Origin of the sequence: Spirillospora sp. NPDC052242 (genome assembly GCF_040679555.1) — a bacterium.
GTDB lineage: Bacteria > Actinomycetota > Actinomycetes > Streptosporangiales > Streptosporangiaceae > Spirillospora.
In genome coordinates this window covers 115,869-132,470 of sequence record NZ_JBFAUZ010000005.1, presented here as the reverse complement: position 1 = coordinate 132,470, position 16,602 = coordinate 115,869, and the positions used below count along the sequence as shown (strand labels likewise).

The 16,602-nt window shown below is 73.3% G+C and carries 16 protein-coding genes and 1 riboswitch; of the genes, 12 read left to right on the top strand and 4 right to left on the bottom strand.

Annotation, left to right across the window (positions count from 1 at the left end; genetic code table 11):
- Window positions 1-48 precede the first annotated feature (48 nt).
- Both AB0L25_RS06020 and AB0L25_RS06015 read left to right on the top strand, forming a co-directional pair.
- Window positions 49-603 carry a GNAT family N-acetyltransferase gene (locus tag AB0L25_RS06020; protein WP_500169105.1) on the top strand — a complete coding sequence of 185 codons (555 nt, stop codon included), beginning with the start codon at window positions 49-51 and terminating at the stop codon, window positions 601-603.
- Between the two features lie 81 nt (window positions 604-684).
- A complete protein-coding gene (locus AB0L25_RS06015; protein ID WP_500169104.1) occupies window positions 685-1,452 on the top strand; it encodes a TSUP family transporter in 768 nt (255 codons plus the stop codon).
- A 9-nt stretch (window positions 1,453-1,461) separates the two neighbouring features.
- On the opposite strand, the gene AB0L25_RS06010 is transcribed toward AB0L25_RS06015, so the two are convergent.
- Window positions 1,462-2,985, bottom strand: a complete 1,524-nt coding sequence (locus AB0L25_RS06010; protein WP_500169103.1) for a glycoside hydrolase family 15 protein — start codon at window positions 2,983-2,985, stop codon at window positions 1,462-1,464.
- Window positions 2,986-3,298: 313 nt separating this feature from the next.
- Between AB0L25_RS06010 and sucC the strand changes: the two genes are divergently transcribed.
- The 3 genes from sucC (at window position 3,299) to AB0L25_RS05995 (ending at window position 7,288) form a co-directional block, all read left to right on the top strand.
- On the top strand, window positions 3,299-4,477 hold the full coding sequence (sucC, locus tag AB0L25_RS06005) for an ADP-forming succinate--CoA ligase subunit beta (RefSeq protein ID WP_500169102.1): 1,179 nt from the start codon (window positions 3,299-3,301) through the stop codon (window positions 4,475-4,477).
- A 2-nt stretch (window positions 4,478-4,479) separates the two neighbouring features.
- A complete protein-coding gene (sucD, locus tag AB0L25_RS06000) occupies window positions 4,480-5,367 on the top strand; it encodes a succinate--CoA ligase subunit alpha (protein WP_500169100.1) in 888 nt (295 codons plus the stop codon).
- 142 nt (window positions 5,368-5,509) lie between these two features.
- Complete coding sequence (locus tag AB0L25_RS05995) at window positions 5,510-7,288, top strand: cell division protein PerM (RefSeq protein ID WP_500169099.1); 1,779 nt, start codon at window positions 5,510-5,512, stop codon at window positions 7,286-7,288.
- A 1-nt stretch (window position 7,289) separates the two neighbouring features.
- Here AB0L25_RS05995 and AB0L25_RS05990 read toward each other — a convergent pair whose 3' ends face one another.
- Window positions 7,290-8,294, bottom strand: coding sequence for a DUF4190 domain-containing protein (locus AB0L25_RS05990; protein WP_500169098.1), 1,005 nt, complete (start codon window positions 8,292-8,294; stop codon window positions 7,290-7,292).
- 114 nt (window positions 8,295-8,408) lie between these two features.
- On the opposite strand from AB0L25_RS05990, the gene purN reads away from it, so the two are divergent.
- The 3 genes from purN to AB0L25_RS05975 all read left to right on the top strand — a co-directional run bounded on the left by purN (window position 8,409) and on the right by AB0L25_RS05975 (window position 10,913).
- Entirely contained in the window at window positions 8,409-9,077 is a 669-nt protein-coding gene (gene purN, locus AB0L25_RS05985; RefSeq protein ID WP_500169247.1) for a phosphoribosylglycinamide formyltransferase, read from the top strand.
- Entirely contained in the window at window positions 9,074-10,639 is a 1,566-nt protein-coding gene (purH, locus tag AB0L25_RS05980) for a bifunctional phosphoribosylaminoimidazolecarboxamide formyltransferase/IMP cyclohydrolase (protein WP_500169097.1), read from the top strand. Before purN ends, purH begins: the two co-directional genes overlap by 4 nt.
- A 94-nt stretch (window positions 10,640-10,733) precedes the next feature.
- Window positions 10,734-10,913 carry a hypothetical protein gene (locus AB0L25_RS05975; protein WP_500169096.1) on the top strand — a complete coding sequence of 60 codons (180 nt, stop codon included), beginning with the start codon at window positions 10,734-10,736 and terminating at the stop codon, window positions 10,911-10,913.
- Here AB0L25_RS05975 and AB0L25_RS05970 read toward each other — a convergent pair.
- Entirely contained in the window at window positions 10,910-11,500 is a 591-nt protein-coding gene (locus tag AB0L25_RS05970) for a GNAT family N-acetyltransferase (protein ID WP_500169095.1), read from the bottom strand. The genes AB0L25_RS05975 and AB0L25_RS05970 overlap by 4 nt on opposite strands.
- An 80-nt stretch (window positions 11,501-11,580) precedes the next feature.
- Window positions 11,581-11,666: riboswitch (ZMP/ZTP riboswitch) on the top strand.
- A gap of 30 nt (window positions 11,667-11,696) precedes the next feature.
- Here AB0L25_RS05970 and AB0L25_RS05965 point away from each other — a divergent pair.
- On the top strand, window positions 11,697-12,545 hold the full coding sequence (locus tag AB0L25_RS05965; RefSeq protein WP_500169093.1) for a bifunctional methylenetetrahydrofolate dehydrogenase/methenyltetrahydrofolate cyclohydrolase: 849 nt from the start codon (window positions 11,697-11,699) through the stop codon (window positions 12,543-12,545).
- Between the two features lie 56 nt (window positions 12,546-12,601).
- Here the strand turns inward: AB0L25_RS05965 and AB0L25_RS05960 are convergent, their stop codons facing one another.
- Window positions 12,602-13,303 (bottom strand): FHA domain-containing protein, encoded by a 702-nt coding sequence (locus AB0L25_RS05960; protein WP_500169091.1) that lies wholly within the window; start codon window positions 13,301-13,303, stop codon window positions 12,602-12,604.
- Between the two features lie 166 nt (window positions 13,304-13,469).
- Between AB0L25_RS05960 and AB0L25_RS05955 the strand changes: the two genes are divergently transcribed.
- The 3 genes from AB0L25_RS05955 (at window position 13,470) to AB0L25_RS05945 (ending at window position 16,480) form a co-directional block, all read left to right on the top strand.
- Window positions 13,470-13,898, top strand: a complete 429-nt coding sequence (locus AB0L25_RS05955; protein WP_500169089.1) for a DUF3017 domain-containing protein — start codon at window positions 13,470-13,472, stop codon at window positions 13,896-13,898.
- 120 nt (window positions 13,899-14,018) lie between these two features.
- A complete protein-coding gene (locus AB0L25_RS05950) occupies window positions 14,019-15,236 on the top strand; it encodes an NADP-dependent isocitrate dehydrogenase (protein ID WP_500169087.1) in 1,218 nt (405 codons plus the stop codon).
- A gap of 254 nt (window positions 15,237-15,490) precedes the next feature.
- Window positions 15,491-16,480, top strand: coding sequence for a malate dehydrogenase (locus AB0L25_RS05945; protein ID WP_500169085.1), 990 nt, complete (start codon window positions 15,491-15,493; stop codon window positions 16,478-16,480).
- The last annotated feature ends 122 nt before the right edge of the window (window positions 16,481-16,602 follow it).

The window sequence follows — 16,602 nt, the reverse complement described above, 5'->3', positions numbered from 1 at the left end:
AACGCCCGTTACGGTGCGGGGGACGGAACGGTACGAGGAGGTCCCCCTATGTTCGCTCACCGGCTCGCCGACGGCGCCGAGCTGCGTCCCCTGGAGCCCTGGCAGGCCGCGGAGTTCGCCGCGCACGTCGACCGGGTCCGCGATGACATCGTCCGGTACGTGCCGTTCGGGCGGGCCGTCGTGGACGAGGCGAGCGCCCGCGCGTTCCTCCAGCGGTACGCCGACCGGCAGGCCGCGGACGAGGGCCGCTTCTACGGCATCTGGGTGGACGGCGTCCTGATGGGCGGCACGCTGTTCCGCGTGTTCGACGCGGGCCGCGGCGTCTGCGAGCTCGGGGTGTGGCTGGACCGGGCGGCGCAGGGCCGCGGCCTGATCACCACCGCCTGCCGGGCGATGATCGACTGGGCGGTCCGCGACCGCGGGATGGCCCGGGTCGAGTGGCTGTGCGACCCCGCGAACGACGCCAGCATCGCGGTCGCCAAGCGGCTCGGCATGACCCTCGACGGCGTTCACCGCAAGGCGTTCTTCCACGACGGCGAGCACCGCGACGTGCAGGTCTGGTCGCTGCTCGACGACGACTGGACGGCCGCGTCCGCCGGCTGACCCTGGAACGGTCCGCCGGTCCGGCCGCCGGGTAAGGTCAGGTGTTTCTTTTGCTTTGACTCCTTACCCCCGGGGGCCGCGGTGGACGCTGAGCAGGTCGTGTTGCTGTTGACGGCGGCGCTGGCGGCCGGCTGGGTCGACGCGGTGGTCGGCGGGGGCGGGCTGATCCAGCTCCCGGCGCTGCTCGTCGCCCTGCCCGGCCAGCCCGTGGCGGCGGCGCTCGCGACGAACAAGCTCGGGTCGATCGCGGGGACGACGTCCGCCGCCGTCGCGTACCTGCGGAAGGCGAAACCGGACACCCGGGTCGCGGTACCGGCGGCGGTGCTCGCGGTCGCGTGCGCGGCGGGCGGGGCGCTGTGCGCGGCGGCGATCTCCTCGGACGTCCTCAAGCCGGTCATCATGATCGTGCTGCTGGCCGTCGCGGCGATCGTGGTGCTGAAGCCCGACCTCGGACGGGCGCCGCGGCTCGTCCTGCGCACGCGGCGGCGGGTGGCGGCGGCCGTCCTGATCCCGGGCGTGCTCATCGCGTTCTACGACGGGCTCGTCGGCCCCGGCACCGGGACGTTCCTGGTCATCGCGTTCACCGGCCTGCTCGGCATGGACTTCGTGAACGCCTCGGCCACCTCGAAGATCATCAACGCGGGGACGAACCTCGGCGCGCTCGCGGTGTTCGCCGCCCAGGGGCACGTGCTGTGGGCGATCGGGCTGGCGATGGCCGCCTGCAACGCCGTCGGGGCCCAGCTCGGCGCCCGGACGGCGATCAACCGGGGCGCCGGGTTCGTCCGGGTCGTCCTGCTGTGCGTGGTGGCGGCGCTGGTCGCGAAGCTCGCGTGGGAGCAGTTCGGCTGACGCCCGGGCTCAGGGCCCCGTCGGCGGGATCGGCAGCGGGTCCTCCAGCGCCGCCAGCGACAGCACGACCATGGACGCCGTCCACCCGAGGGGCGCGACGCCCGCCTGGTGCCCGTCCGGCCCGACCTTCTCCGGCAGGACGCCCAGGGACGTGCGGTGCCGCTGCAGCCAGTCGAGGCGGTCCAGGGCGGTCTCGGTGCGGCCGGACGCGGCGGCGGCGAGGCCGAACAGGGCGACCTCGGGCGTCCAGGCGATCTCCTTGTTGCCCGGCCACTCCTCGCCCGGCAGGACGCCCCCGTTCGGGAGCGCCTGCTCGGCGAACGCGTGCGCGATCGCGGCGGTCACCCCGGCGTCGCGGGGCGCGAACGGCGGTGCGACGAACGTCACGGACGTGTCCATCCGGCCGCCCTTCACCGGCGAGCGCGGATACCCGTAGGGCGCGAACTGGTGGACGAGCGCGCCCGACAGCCGGTCGGCGGCCCGGCCCCACCGCACCGCCTCGTCGCTGCCCCGCTCGGCGAGCGCGGCGGCGGACCGCAGCCCCGCCAGGACGGGCCCGACGACGCCGAGGGTGGGCCGCCGCGGGTCCTCCTCGGTGCGGGGGTCGCGCTCCCAGTAGTCGGACGACGCGGGCGGCAGGCCCTCGGCGTCCAGCGACAGCGCGAGGTGGTCGGCGGCGCGCCGCACCATCGTCCACAGCTCGCCGGGCAGGTCCGCGGCGGAGCCCGCGCCGACGTCCCCGCTGGCCTCCTCGCCCGGTGCCGCGGCCCGCGCGAACCACGTCGCCCACAGCATCCAGCCGAGCGCGTCGAGCTGCCGGTCGCGGCCGTCCTCGACCGGGCTCCCGTCCACGTGGTAGCGGGCCGCCCAGGTGCCGTCGGGGTCCTGGACGCGGGCCATGAACTCCAGGACGGAGCGGGCCTCGGCGGGGTGCCCGGACACGGCGAACGCGGCGGCGGCGAACGCGGAGTCGCGCGGCCAGCTGTACCGCCAGATCCCGTACCAGGACGCCTGGGACGCGCCGTTGGGCCGGGTGAGCAGCCGCAGGTCCAGCAGCGCGCGCGCCGACATCGCCTCGTACCGTTCGCCGAGCCCGCCGGTGGGGACGGTCCCGGACGCCAGCCACGCCCGGTCGGCGCGCACGGCGGCCTGCACGCGCGGATCGTCCGCCGGGACGGTGATCGCGGTGCCGCCGCCCGGCGGGACCAGCCGCATCCGGCCGTCCCGGAGCCGGACGACCGAGCTGTCCGGCAGGTAGGAGGCGCCGAGGGACTCGTGCGGGGGCAGCGGGACGCCGGTGTAGGGCGCGCCCCCGCCGCCGACGAGGCCGGGGCTGGACCACACGGGGACGGCGGGCGGCACGGCGGCGGCGCCGCTGGTCGCGACGAGCGCGGCGGCGGTCACGCCGATCGTGAGCCTGCGCAGCCGGCGGACGCCCGCGCGGTGCGGGCCCCGCGCCGCGCGCCGCTCGCGGGAGCCGGGCCGTCCGGGGGCCGTCGCGGTCCTCGCGAACGCGCTCGGCTCGTCCGACATCGCCGTCTGTCTCCCCCCGGTCGGCCGCGCCCGGACGGGCAGAGTTCCCCGGGGCGGCGAAAGAAGTACATCAAACTACGTCAATCGGTTCATCCTCCTCAGGGACAGACGTCCCCTCCTCCCCGGGAAGCACACCCGACCTACCACCCGAACGCCCCCCGAACCCCGACATATGGCCCCGGCGGCATCACCACGGAGGCGGGTTGACTAGGCTGCATCGACGGAGCGGACCGCAGAGTGCCGGCCGCACGGACACCCGTGTAACCCCCACTCGTGTGGTCATTTGGCTGTCAATCCGTAAAAGGGAAGCCTCGTGGACCTGTTCGAACATCAGGCGAAGGACCTCTTCGCCGAGTACGGGGTACCGGTGCCCACCGGCAAGGTCGCCCATACTCCCCAGGAAGCCCGGGCCATCGCGGCGGAGCTGTTCGCCGCGGGAAGCTCGAAGGTCGTCGTCAAGGCCCAGGTGAAGACCGGGGGCCGCGGCAAGGCCGGCGGCGTCAAGCTCGCCGACACCGCCGACGAGGCCCAGGAGCTCGCGACGCGGATCCTCGGCATGGACATCAAGGGCCACACGGTCCACAAGGTCCTGATCGAGGAAGGCAGCGCGATCGCGCAGGAGTACTACTTCTCGTTCCTGCTCGACCGCGCCAACCGGACCTTCCTCTCCATCTGCTCCGTCGAGGGCGGCGTGGAGATCGAGGAGGTCCCGCACGACCGGCTCGCCATGGTGCCGATCTCGCCGCAGGACGGCGTCGACCGCGCCACGGCCCGCTCGATCGCCGAGCAGGGCCGCCTCCCGCAGGAGGCCCTGGACGGCGCCGCCGAGCTCATCGAGCGCCTGTGGGCCGTGTTCACCGACGAGGACGCCAGCCTCGTCGAGGTGAACCCGATGATCCTCACCGCCGACGGCCAGGTGAAGGCGCTCGACGGCAAGGTCACCCTCGACGACAACGCGTCGTTCCGCCAGGAGCACGAGAAGCTCGAGGACAAGGCCGCCGCGGACCCGCTCGAGGCCGCCGCCAAGGCCAAGGACCTCAACTACGTCAAGCTGGACGGCAGCGTCGGCATCATCGGCAACGGCGCCGGCCTCGTCATGTCCACCCTCGACGTCGTGTCCTACGCCGGCGAGGAGTTCGGCGGCCAGAAGCCCGCCAACTTCCTCGACATCGGCGGCGGCGCGTCCGCCGAGGTCATGGCCGACAGCCTGGAGATCGTGCTGTCCGACCCCGACGTCAAGTCGGTGTTCGTCAACGTCTTCGGCGGCATCACCGCCTGCGACGCCGTCGCCAACGGCATCGTCACGGCCTACAAGCTGCTGGCCGACCGCGGCGAGACCGTCAACCGCCCGCTGGTCGTCCGCCTGGACGGCAACAACGCCGAGCTCGGCCGCAAGATCCTCACGGACGCGGCGCTGAACGGCGTGCAGCAGGTCGACACCATGGACGACGCGGCCAAGCGCGCCGCGGAACTCGCAGCGGCAGGTGCATGAGCATGGCCATCTGGCTCACCGAGAACAGCAAGATCATCGTTCAGGGCATCACCGGCTCCGAGGGCACCAAGCACGGCCGCCGGATGCTCGCCTCCGGCGCCAAGGTCGTCGGCGGCGTGAACGCCCGTAAGGCCGGCCAGTCCGTCGACTTCGACGGCACCAGCCTCCCGGTGTTCGGCACCGTCGCCGAGGCGATGGCCGAGACCGGCGCGGACGTCTCCGTCGTGTTCGTCCCGCCGAAGTTCACCAAGGACGCCGTCGTCGAGGCCGTCGATGCCGAGATCCCGCTCTGCGTCGTCATCACCGAGGGCATCCCGGTGCACGACACGGCCTTCTTCTGGTCGTACGCCGAGTCCAAGGGCAACAAGACCCGCATCATCGGGCCGAACTGCCCCGGCATCGCGTCCCCCGGCAAGTCGAACGCGGGCATCATCCCCGCCGACATCACCACGCCCGGCCGCATCGGCCTGGTGTCCAAGTCGGGCACGCTGACGTACCAGATGATGTACGAGCTGCGCGACATCGGCTTCTCCACCTGCGTCGGCATCGGCGGCGACCCGATCATCGGGACGACCCACATCGACGCCCTCAAGGCGTTCCAGGACGACCCGGAGACCGACGCCATCGTCATGATCGGCGAGATCGGCGGCGACGCCGAGGAGCGCGCGGCCGCCTACATCGAGCAGAACGTGACCAAGCCGGTCGTCGGCTACGTCGCCGGGTTCACCGCCCCCGAGGGCAAGACGATGGGCCACGCCGGCGCCATCGTGTCCGGCTCGTCCGGCACCGCCGAGGCGAAGAAGGAAGCGCTGGAGAAGGTCGGCGTCCGCGTCGGCAAGACCCCCAGCGAGACCGCCCGCCTCATGCGGGACGTCATGAAGAACCTCTGATCACCCGATCGGAACACGAAAGACGCCCGAGCCGCCCGTCGGCCCGGGCGTCTTTCGCGTCCGGACGACGCGTCCGGACGACAAAGGCGACACGCCGGGCGGGCGGGCGGGGACGGCGCGGCGGGGGTGCCAGCATGGGCGGGTGAGCGATGCGAGGGCCCGAGAGCGCGGCGCGACGCCCCGGGGCGCGCGCCCGGCAGCGGAACGGCGGCAGCCCCGGGGCGGGCCGGAGAAGCCGCGCGGCGGGCCGGAGCGGCAGCGCGGCGGGACGGGACGGCCGCTGCCGGTGTCCGGGCTCGTCGCCGCGCTCTGGTGCATCGGCATCGGCCTCGCGGTGCTCACCACGATCACGCTCGTCGGCTGGATCGCCGCGCCCCGCACCGCGTTCGGCGACGGCCTCCCCGGCGTGTTCAGGACGGCCGTGAACTTCTGGCTGATCTCGCACCACGCCGGGTTCTCCACCGGGCACGGACGCGTGGGGCTGCTGCCGCTCGGCGTCCTCATCGTGCCCGGCGCGCTGCTGTACCGGGGCGGCGCGTGGATGATCCGCGGGATCGGGCTGCCGGACCGGCCCCGCGTCGCGGTCGCCCGGGTCGCGGTGTCGCTCGCCGCGCCGTACGCGGCGCTGGCCGGGGCGCTCGCGCTCGCGGCGACCGGCCCCACGATGCGCCCGTCCGCCTGGCAGGCGCTCGTCGCGTGCTTCACGGTCGCGGTCGTCGCGGGCGGGCTGGGCGCCGCGCGGGCCGTGGTCGCGGCGCAGGTCGCGGCGGAGGCCCGGGGACGCCGCGTCCGTTCGGGGCTCGGCGCGCTGCTGCGGCTGCTGCCCGACCGGGCCCGCTCCCTCGTGATCGGCGTCGCGGGCTCGACGGCGGTGCTGCTCGCGTCCGGCGCGCTGCTCGTCGCGGTGTCGCTGGCCCTGCACCTGGAGGACGCCGAGCACCTGTACGACATGCTCGGCCCCGGCATCGTCGGCGGCGCCCTGCTGCTGCTCGTCGAGCTCGCGTTCCTCCCGAACGCCGTCATCTGGGGCATGTCCTACGCGATCGGGCCCGGGTTCTCGGTGGGCGCGGGCACGACCGTGTCCCCGACCGGCGTGTTCCTCGACGTCGTCCCGGCGTTCCCGCCGCTGGCCGCGCTGCCCGAGCCCGGACCCGCCCCGGCGGCGTCCCTGCTGGCCCTCGCCGCCCCGTTCGTCGCGGGCGCCGTGGGCGGCGCGCTGACCGTCCGGTCGACGCCCAGCGACGCGAACGAGGCGGCCCCGCTGTGGGGATTCGTGTCGGGCGCCCTCACGGGCGTCGTGGCGGCGCTGCTGGCCGCGCTGTCCGGCGGCCCCCTCGGCGGCGAGCGGATGGCGACCGTGGGCCCCTCGCCGTGGCAGGTGGGGCTGATGGCGACGCTCGAGGTCGGCATCTCCGCCGCGATCGTCGCGTGGTGGGCGAACTGGCGGCTGACCCGCCGCGCCGACACCGCCGACGTCCCGCGCCGCCGCCCCCGCCGGACGGCCCGCCCCGCGAAGGCGGCGAAGGCCGTGCCCGCCGTGCCCGTCGCGGAGGCCGCCGAGGCCCCGCGGGCCGCGGCCGCCCCGCCGCCGGACGTCCCGGCCGCGCCGCCGGAGCCGGAGCCGGAGCCCGCGCCGCGCTCCCCGTACGCGCCCGGCCCGCTGGAGTTCGAGGAGGCCGAACCGGTCCTCACGCCGCGCCGCCGCCGCCGGGCGCCCGAACCCGAGCCCGAGCCGCCCGCGGACGAACCCGCCGGGCCCGAACCGGGCACGGTCGTCGTCGAGGGCCACATCGCCGACGACGAACCGGACGAGCCCGTCCCCGCGCCCCGCGCGGAGGCCGAGGCCGGACCCGTCTCCGAGCGGACCGAGAACCGGGGCGGCGCGATCTACGTGCTGCGCAACGAGCCCCGGCCCGAGTGAGTCAGAGCAGGTCGCCGTACTCGTCCATGCTGCCCTCGGGCAGCCCCATCTTGTCCTCGATCCGGGGGAACCACTCGTCCTGGCACGTCTGCCGGTCGATGCCGGTGTTGGCGGTGCTCACGCACGACTGGTAGCCGCTCAGCTCCGTCCACAGGAACGCCGTGAGCGCGACCGACAGCGACGCCAGCACCAGCCCGATCGACCCGAGGACGATCCCCGCCGCGGCCCCCGGCGCCGAGCCGTGCTCGCGCCGGGCCGTCCGCCGGGACCGGACGCCCACGACGATCGCCGCGACGCCGAGCACGAGCCCGAGGGGGTAGAAGAAGAACGCGGTCAGCAGGGCGAGCCCGCCGAGCCACAGGGCCCGCCAGCTGCTCCGCTCGCCCGGCCGCGGCCCCGGCTTCCCCTGCGGCTGCCCCGGCTGCCCCCAGGGGTTCTGGGGGTGCCCCTGCTGCTGCTGGTGGCCCCAGGGGCTCGCGCCGCCGGACCGCTCCGGCAGGTCGGGCCGCCCGGGCGTCCCCGCTTCCCCCGGCTGCTCGACGGGCGGCGGCTGCTTCGCCGGCTCCGCCGTCCCGCCCCGCTCGGGCAGGTCGGGCCGTCCAGGGGTTTCCTCGCGGACGGGCGGTCCGGTGGGCTTGGCCTGCTCGGATGGTTCGGGCGTCGCGCTGCGCTCGGGCAGGTCGGCTCGCCCCGGGGTGTCTTCCCGGACGGGCGGCCCTGTCGGCTTCGCCTGCTCAGGCGGTTCGGGGGTGCCGCTGCGTTCGGGCAGGTCGGCTCGGCCCGGGGTGTCTTCCCGGACGGGCGGCCCTGTCGGCTTCGCCTGCTCGGACGGTTCGGGGGTGTGGGTCCGCTCGGGGAGGTCGGCGCGTCCCGGGGTCTCCTCGCCGCCGGACGGCGCGGACGGCGCGGACGGGGCCGGGGCGGGGGCTTCCGCCGGGGGCGCTCCCGCGGGGCGGCCGTCCGGGCGGTCGTCCTCGGGGGCCGGCTGTCCCGGCTGCTCGCTCACTCGTTCCTCCTGGCCTGGGGGCTGTCGATCCTGGGCGCCGCGCACCTGGGGCATCGAACAGGGCCGATAGGCTTCGTGGTGGCCGAAACAACCCCACCGTCCAACCAGGGAGTCATGGTGTCCGCCCGGCTCGTCGTCCTCGTCTCCGGTGCGGGGACCAACCTACAAGCGCTGCTCGACGCGTGCGCGGATCCAGCCTACGGGGCGCAGGTGGTGGCCGTGGGCGCGGACCGCCCCGGGACGGGCGGCGTGGAACGCGCGGAACGGGCGGGGCTGCCGACCTTCGTCCACCGCGTCGCCGACTTCCCGACCCGGGTGGAGTGGGACGCCTCGCTCACCGAGGCGATCGCCGGGTACGAGCCCGATCTGGTGGTGTCCGCCGGGTTCATGAAGATCCTCGGGCCCCGGTTCCTGGCGGCGTTCGGCGGGCGCACCGTGAACACGCACCCCGCGCTGCTGCCGTCCTTCCCCGGCGCCCACGCCGTTCGGGACGCCCTGGCGTACGGGGTCAAGGTGACGGGCTGTACCGTGCACTTCGTCGACGAAGGCGTGGACACCGGACCCGTCATCGCCCAGGAGGCCGTCTCCGTGGGCTGGCATGACGACGAAGACTCCCTGCACGAGCGGATCAAGCAGGTCGAGCGCAGGCTGATCGTCGACGTCGTCGGACGCCTCGCCCGCGACGGCTGGACCGCGAAGGGCAGGCGGGTCTCCATGAAATGCACCACATGCAGGGATTCGTCCGACAGTCCGTCCATGAACGAGGGGAGCTCGGCCGAGTGAGTCGGGTGGCGATCAAGCGCGCGCTGATCAGCGTGTACGACAAGACCGGGCTGGAGGACCTCGCCCGGGGCCTGCACGAGGCCGGGGTGGAGCTCGTCTCCACCGGCTCCACGGCGGGGCGCATCGCCTCCGCCGGCGTGCCGGTCATGAAGGTGGAGAAGCTCACGGGCTTCCCCGAATGCCTGGACGGCCGGGTCAAGACGCTGCACCCGAAGGTGCACGCGGGCCTGCTCGCCGACCGGCGCAAGGACGACCACCTGCAGCAGCTCGACGACCTGGGCGTCGAGCCGTTCGACCTGGTGATCGCGAACCTGTACCCGTTCGCCGACACGGTGAACTCGGGCGCGAAGCCCGACGAGTGCGTCGAGCAGATCGACATCGGCGGCCCGACGATGGTGCGGGCGGCCGCGAAGAACCACGCGAGCGTCGCCGTCGTCGTCGACCCGTCCGGGTACGCCGACGTCCTGGCCGCCGTCCGGGCGGGCGGGTTCACCCTGGACGAGCGGCGCCGCCTCGCCGCCCGGGCGTTCGCGCACACCGCGTCGTACGACGTGGCCGTCGCGTCCTGGTTCGCCGGCGACTACGCGCCCGACGAGACCGCCGAGCAGACCGAGTGGCCCGACTTCCTCGGCGCCACGTGGGAGCGGTCGAACACCCTGCGGTACGGCGAGAACCCGCACCAGCGCGCCGCCCTGTACCGCGCGCCGGGCGAGACCGGCCTCGCGGGCGCCGAGCAGCTGTACGGCAAGGAGATGTCGTACAACAACTACGTCGACACCGACGCCGCGCGCCGGTCCGCGTACGACTTCGCCGAGCCCGCCGTCGCGATCATCAAGCACGCCAACCCGTGCGGCATCGCGGTCGGCGCCGACATCGCCGAGGCGCACCGCAAGGCGCACGCCTGCGACCCGCTGTCGGCGTACGGCGGCGTCATCGCGGCGAACCGCCCGGTGACCGCCGAGATGGCCCGGCAGGTCACCGAGAGCTTCGCCGAGGTCGTCGTGGCCCCCGGGTTCGACGACGAGGCCGTCACGGTGCTCAAGGACCGGTTCAAGAACGTCCGGCTCCTCGTCTGCCCGGACGCCCCGAAGGGCGCGACCGAGTACCGCCGCATCGACGGCGGCCTGCTCCTGCAGGGCGTCGACGCCGTCGACGCCCCCGGCGACGACCCGTCCGGGTGGGAGCTGAAGACCGGCGAGGCCGCCGACGAGGCCACCCTGCGCGACCTGGCGTTCGCGTGGCGCGCGGTCCGCTCCGTCAAGTCGAACGCGATCCTGCTGGCCGCCGACGGCGCCACCGTCGGCGTCGGGATGGGCCAGGTCAACCGGGTCGACTCCGCCAAGCTCGCGGTGTCGCGGGCGGGCGAGGAACGCGCGGCCGCCGCGGTCGGCGCGTCCGACGCTTTCTTCCCGTTCCCGGACGGCCTGGAGGTGCTGACGAACGCGGGCGTGCGCGCGATCGTCCAGCCCGGCGGGTCCGTCAACGACGACAAGGTGATCGAGGCGGCCGAGAAGGCCGGGATCGCCCTCTACTTCACGGGCGTCCGGCACTTCTTCCACTGACGGGCGCACAAGACGGCCCGGCGGCCCCCCGGCCGCCGGGCCGTTTTACGTTTCCCCGCGGGTAACCTCGTCCCGGCCCCTCACGGAAGGCACCATGGACACCCTCACGATGCTCCTGCTGAGCGCCGTCTCCCAGGCGAACGCCCTCCTGCTGGACGCCCGGCAGGTCATCGGGCTCGTCGCCGCCGCGCTCGCCGCGATGCTCGCCGCCCGCCTCGGCTGGCACGGCACCGACCGCGTCCTCGCCCGCCGCTCCGAGGACGAGAACGCCTAATCGCGCAGGCGCGCGCGCAGCGCCGGGCCCGCCTCGGCCCAGTCGTCGTCGGTCATCCCGTACACGGCCGTGTCCCGGAACGACCCGTCCGGCATCACCCGGTGCTTCCGGTGGACGCCCTCGAACGCCGCCCCCAGCCGCTCGATCGCGTTCCGCGACCGCTCGTTCCGGACGTTCGTGTGCCAGCCGACCCGCACCGCCTTCAGCTCGTCGAACGCCCGCTCCAGCAGCAGCAGCTTCGACTCCGTGTTCATCCCCGACCGCCGCCACCGCGCGCCGAGCCACGTGTAGCCGATGCACAGGCCCCGGTCCTTCGGCGACACCTCGTAGTACGACGTCGTCCCCGCGACCTCGCCCGTCCGCACGTCGAGCTGCGCCCACGGCAGCCGCAGCCCCTGCTCCTTGCCCCGCATGGCCCGCCGGACGGACGCCCGCATGTCCTCGACGTCGCGCGGCCGCGGCTCGTTCAGCCACGTCCAGGTCTCCGGATCGGCCGCCGCGGCGAACAGGCCGTCCGCGTGCTCCATCGTCAACGGCTCCAACCGCACGTGACGTCCGGACAAGACGGGTATGTCGAACCACTCCATACCGGGAACGGTATGCCCCGCGAACCACCGCCCGGCAGGGCCACTCGGCGCCGATTTCCGCACCCCACTGGCCCGTTACCATGGGTGTTCGCGACTGGCGCGGGCAAGGTGGATCACCACCGGGGAGCGATCGACAGTCCGGACACCGCGCGCCTGGGTGGCCGAGATCAGCCGAGATCAGCGCGGAGGCACACGCATGACGGCACAGATTCTGGACGGCAAGGCGACCGCGGCCGAGATCCGAGCGGACCTCGCCGAACGCGTCGCGGCGCTCGGCGAGCAGGGCGTGTCGGTGGGGCTCGGCACCGTCCTCGTCGGGGACGACCCCGGCAGCCACTCCTACGTCAACATGAAGCACCGCGACTGCGCCGAGGTCGGCATCGAGAGCATCCGCCGCGACCTGCCCGCCGACGCCACCCAGGACGAGGTGGAGCGCGCCGTCGCCGAACTCAACGCCGACCCGGCCTGCACCGGCTACATCGTCCAGCTCCCCCTGCCCAAGGGCCTCGACGACAAGCGCGTCCTCGAACGCATCGACCCCGCCAAGGACGCCGACGGCCTGCACCCGACGAACCTCGGCCGGCTCGTCCTCATGCAGGACGGCCCGCTGCCCTGCACCCCGAAGGGCATCATCGAGCTGCTGCGCCGCTTCGACGTCCCGCTCAAGGGCGCCGAGGTCACCGTCGTCGGCCGCGGCCTCACCGTCGGGCGCTCCCTCGGCCTGCTGCTGACCCGCCGCACCGAGAACGCGACCGTCACCCTCTGCCACACCGGCACCCGCGACCTCGCCGCGCACACCCGCGCCGCCGACATCGTCGTCGCCGCCGCCGGCGTCCCCGGCCTGATCACCGCCGACATGGTGAAGCCCGGCGCCGCCGTCCTCGACGTCGGCGTCTCCCGCGTCGACGGCAAGCTCGCCGGCGACGTCGCCGACGACGTCCGCGAGGTCGCCGGCTGGGTGGCGCCCAACCCCGGCGGCGTGGGCCCCATGACCCGCGCCATGCTCCTCGCGAACGTCGTCGAGGCCGCGGAACGCTCCGTCTGATCGGGAACACGGCCGCCCTCCGGTGCTGCGCTGCCCATGGAGGGCGGCCGTGAACGCTAGCTCGCCCGCCTCCCCGCGGCGCTGGGGGCCGGGCGGGTGACGTGGGCGGTGCCGTGCCCCGGACGGCGCGCCTCCGGACGCACGCCCGGCGGGCGGCCGCCGTCCATCGGGGGACGGCCCTGCGGGACGTGCACCGGCGGCAGCGGCCGGACGAGGCCCATCGCGATGACCTCGTTGGCGAGCCGGGTGCGGCGGTTGGGACCCTCGGGAATACGGAACTTCTGGTACAGGCGCAGCAGATGCTGCTTGACGGCCGCCTCCGTCACCACGAGATCACCGGCGATGTCGCGGGCGGTGGCGGGCGCGACGAACGCCTCGTCCGACAGGGCGGGCCGGCACAGCGAGGTCAGCACATCGACCTCGCGCCGGGTGAGCTCGGGCGCGACCGCCCGCCGCAGCTCGACGTCCGGGTCGACCTCCTCCCGGGGGATGCCCCCCATCCGGCACCGCGCGGTGCCGAAGGTGACGACGTCGCCGTCCTCCAGGACGCGGCGTGCGATCGGCCGGCCGTTGACCCGCGTTCCATTGCGGGACAGGCCCATGTCGACCACGTAGACGTACGGGCCGCGCCGAACGATCTCTGCGTGCAAACGGGACACACTCGGGTCGTCGAGGCGGACGTCGACTCCGCGCCCTCGCCCGACCGTCGTGACGTCGGGGCGCAGCGGCATGACCACACCGCTGTCCTCGATCCGCATGAACGGCCCCTCCACGGCAGTCCTCCCAGCTAGTTAGCGACCCCTGTCGTCCGGGTTACCCGGGCGCCCTGCCGTCACACCCTCCTACCGGCGAGTAGGGTCGACGCCACAGGGGTTTCGGGCCGCTTCGGCGCCGCCGTGACCGGAATGGGACTACGGTGTGGACATGACCACTCAGGTGCACCGGCGCAGGCGGAAGGCGCCGCGCGGGAGGTCCGCCGCGCCGCACTGGCTCGGCCGGCTGCCCTACCTGATGGTGCTCCTCGGCGTCGCCGCCGGCCTGACGCTGGCGTCCTTCGACTACTTCCGCAAGGGCTCGGGCGTCATCGCCGGCGCCCTGCTCCTCGGCGCCCTCGCCCGCCTCCTGCTGCCCGAGTCGCAGCTCGGCATGCTCGCCGTCCGCAGCCGCGCCGTCGACTGCTGGACGCTCGTCCTGCTCGGCGAGATGGTCGCGTTCGTCTCCCTCAGCGTCCCGCCGATGCACAAGACCGGGCTCGTCCTCGCCGGCGCCTTCGGCGTCCTGATCGCGCTCGCCATGGCGGGCCGCGGCCTGCTGCTCCTGCTGAACCGGCGCCGCGCCCGGTCGCCCGGATAGCCCCTGCCCTGCGGGTCCGCGCCGGGGGTGAGGTCTAGACCTCCGAACCCGCTCGGATAGCCTTGCCAGTTGAGCCTTACAAGGACTGCTGGCCAGGTGTAGGAAAGGGACAGCAACAGCATGCCCAAGATCAAAGTAGCGGGCCCGGTCGTCGAACTCGACGGCGACGAAATGACGCGGATCATCTGGAAATTCATCAAGGACCAGCTGATCCTGCCGTATCTCGACGTGGACCTGAAGTACTACGACCTGGGGATGGAGCATCGGGACGCGACCGATGACCAGGTCACCATCGACGCCGCCCACGCCATCCAGGAGCACGGCGTCGGCGTCAAGTGCGCCACCATCACCCCCGACGAGGCCCGCGTCGAGGAGTTCGGCCTCAAGAAGATGTGGCGGTCCCCGAACGGGACGATCCGCAACATCCTCGGCGGCGTCGTCTTCCGCGAGCCCATCATCTGCTCGAACATCCCCCGGCTCGTCCCCGGCTGGACCAAGCCGATCATCATCGGCCGGCACGCCCACGGCGACCAGTACAAGGCGTCGGACTTCGTCGTCCCGGGCCCCGGCAAGGTGACGATCACCTACACGCCGCAGGACGAGGGCGAGCCCATCGAGATGGAGATCGCCCAGTTCTCCGGCGGCGGCGTCGCGATGGGCATGTACAACTACGACTCGTCCATCCGCGACTTCGCGCGGGCGACGATGCGGTACGCGCTCGAGCGCAACATGCCGCTGTACATGTCCACGAAGAACACGATCCTGAAGGCCTACGACGGCCGCTTCAAGGACATCTTCCAGGAGATCTACGAGGCCGAGTTCAAGACCGAGTTCGAGGCCAAGAAGCTCACCTACGAGCACCGGCTCATCGACGACATGGTCGCGGCGGCGCTGAAGTGGGAGGGCGGCTTCGTCTGGGCCGCCAAGAACTACGACGGCGACGTCCAGTCCGACACCCTCGCGCAGGGCTTCGGCTCCCTCGGCCTCATGACCTCGGTCCTCATGACCCCCGACGGCAAGACCGTCGAGGCCGAGGCCGCGCACGGCACGGTGACCCGCCACTACCGCCAGCACCAGCAGGGCAAGGCGACCTCCACCAACCCGATCGCCTCCATCTTCGCCTGGACCCGCGGCCTCGAGCACCGCGGCAAGCTCGACAACCAGCCCGAGGTCTCCGACTTCGCGCGCAAGGTCGAGGAGGTCTGCATCGAGACCGTCGAGGGCGGCCAGATGACCAAGGACCTGGCCCTGCTCGTCGGGGCGGACACCCCCTACCTGACGACGCAAGAATTCCTGGAGGCGCTCGACACCAACCTCCAGAAGAAGATCAACGGCTGACCGCCGTCCGCTGTGGGGCCGTCCCGGGGATCCCGGGGCGGCCTTCCGCGTTTCCGGCGGACGAACGATGCCGGTGGGCGCACCTGCCCGCCGTCCGTCCGGGCGCGCGGTATAGCCTGCTGGTGAACTATCTCGACGGCGAGAGATTCCGCGCGGCGGCGCGCCTCTTGGGCGGTCGGGTTCGCAGGGATGGGCCGCCTGAGTCTTTCTAGGTCACAGCAGCCCCGTCAGGTCACAGCAGGAGAGAAGAGGCAATGACTCGCACCCCAGTCACCGTCACCGTCACCGGCGCCGCGGGCCAGATCGGTTACGCGCTGCTGTTCCGCATCGCGTCCGGGCACCTGCTGGGCGCGGACGTACCCGTCAAGCTGCGGCTGCTGGAGATTCCGCAGGCGGTGAAGGCCGCCGAGGGCACCGCGATGGAGCTGGACGACTGCGCCTTCCCGCTGCTGCAGGGCATCGACATCTTCGACGACGCCGTCAAGGCGTTCGAGGGGACGAACGTGGCGCTGCTCGTGGGCGCGCGGCCGCGCACGAAGGGCATGGAGCGCGGTGACCTGCTGGAGGCCAACGGCGGGATCTTCAAGCCGCAGGGCGAGGCGATCAACGCCGGCGCGGCGGACGACGTGAAGGTGCTGGTGGTCGGCAACCCGGCGAACACGAACGCGCTGATCGCGCAGCAGCACGCCCCGGACGTCCCGGCCGAGCGGTTCACCGCGATGACCCGCCTGGACCACAACCGGGCGCTGGCGCAGCTGTCGAAGAAGGCGGGCGTGTCCGTCGCCGACATCAGGAAGATGACGATCTGGGGCAACCACTCGGCGACCCAGTACCCGGACCTGTTCCACGCGGAAATCGGCGGGAAGAGCGCCGCCGCGGTGGTGAACGACCAGAAGTGGCTGGAGGACGACTTCATCCCGACGGTCGCCAAGCGCGGTGCGGCGATCATCGAGGCGCGGGGCGCGTCCTCGGCGGCGTCGGCGGCGTCGGCGGCGATCGACCACGTGCACACGTGGGTGAACGGGACGGCCGAGGGCGACTGGACGTCGATGGCCGTGGTGTCGGACGGCTCGTACGGGGTGCCCGAGGGCCTGATCTCGTCGTTCCCGGTGACCACGAAGGACGGGAAGTGGGAGATCGTCCAGGGGCTGGAGATCGACGAGTTCTCGCGCGGGCGGATCGACGCGTCGGTGAACGAGCTGGCGGAGGAGCGGGACGCGGTCCGCAAGCTGGGCCTGATCTGATCTTCTAGCACACGTGGTGGCGGGCCCCGGACCGGTCGGACGGTCCGGGGCCCGTTCGCGTCTTAATCGATCACGAAACGTCGCAAAGCCTCGCTATGGTGTCCTCCGCTCGTCAGGGGAGA

Bases quoted from the DNA above. Each gene is read 5' to 3' on its own strand.
- AB0L25_RS06020 (WP_500169105.1), top strand. From the start codon at position 49: ATGTTCGCTCACCGGCTCGCCGACGGCGCCGAGCTGCGTCCCCTGGAG.
- AB0L25_RS06010 (WP_500169103.1), bottom strand. From the start codon at position 2,985: ATGTCGGACGAGCCGAGCGCGTTCGCGAGGACCGCGACGGCCCCCGGA.
- sucD (WP_500169100.1), top strand. From the start codon at position 4,480: ATGGCCATCTGGCTCACCGAGAACAGCAAGATCATCGTTCAGGGCATC.
- purN (WP_500169247.1), top strand. From the start codon at position 8,409: ATGGTGTCCGCCCGGCTCGTCGTCCTCGTCTCCGGTGCGGGGACCAAC.
- AB0L25_RS05975 (WP_500169096.1), top strand. From the start codon at position 10,734: ATGGACACCCTCACGATGCTCCTGCTGAGCGCCGTCTCCCAGGCGAAC.
- AB0L25_RS05970 (WP_500169095.1), bottom strand. From the start codon at position 11,500: ATGGAGTGGTTCGACATACCCGTCTTGTCCGGACGTCACGTGCGGTTG.
- AB0L25_RS05965 (WP_500169093.1), top strand. From the start codon at position 11,697: ATGACGGCACAGATTCTGGACGGCAAGGCGACCGCGGCCGAGATCCGA.
- AB0L25_RS05960 (WP_500169091.1), bottom strand. From the start codon at position 13,303: ATGCGGATCGAGGACAGCGGTGTGGTCATGCCGCTGCGCCCCGACGTC.
- AB0L25_RS05955 (WP_500169089.1), top strand. From the start codon at position 13,470: ATGACCACTCAGGTGCACCGGCGCAGGCGGAAGGCGCCGCGCGGGAGG.
- AB0L25_RS05950 (WP_500169087.1), top strand. From the start codon at position 14,019: ATGCCCAAGATCAAAGTAGCGGGCCCGGTCGTCGAACTCGACGGCGAC.
- AB0L25_RS05945 (WP_500169085.1), top strand. From the start codon at position 15,491: ATGACTCGCACCCCAGTCACCGTCACCGTCACCGGCGCCGCGGGCCAG.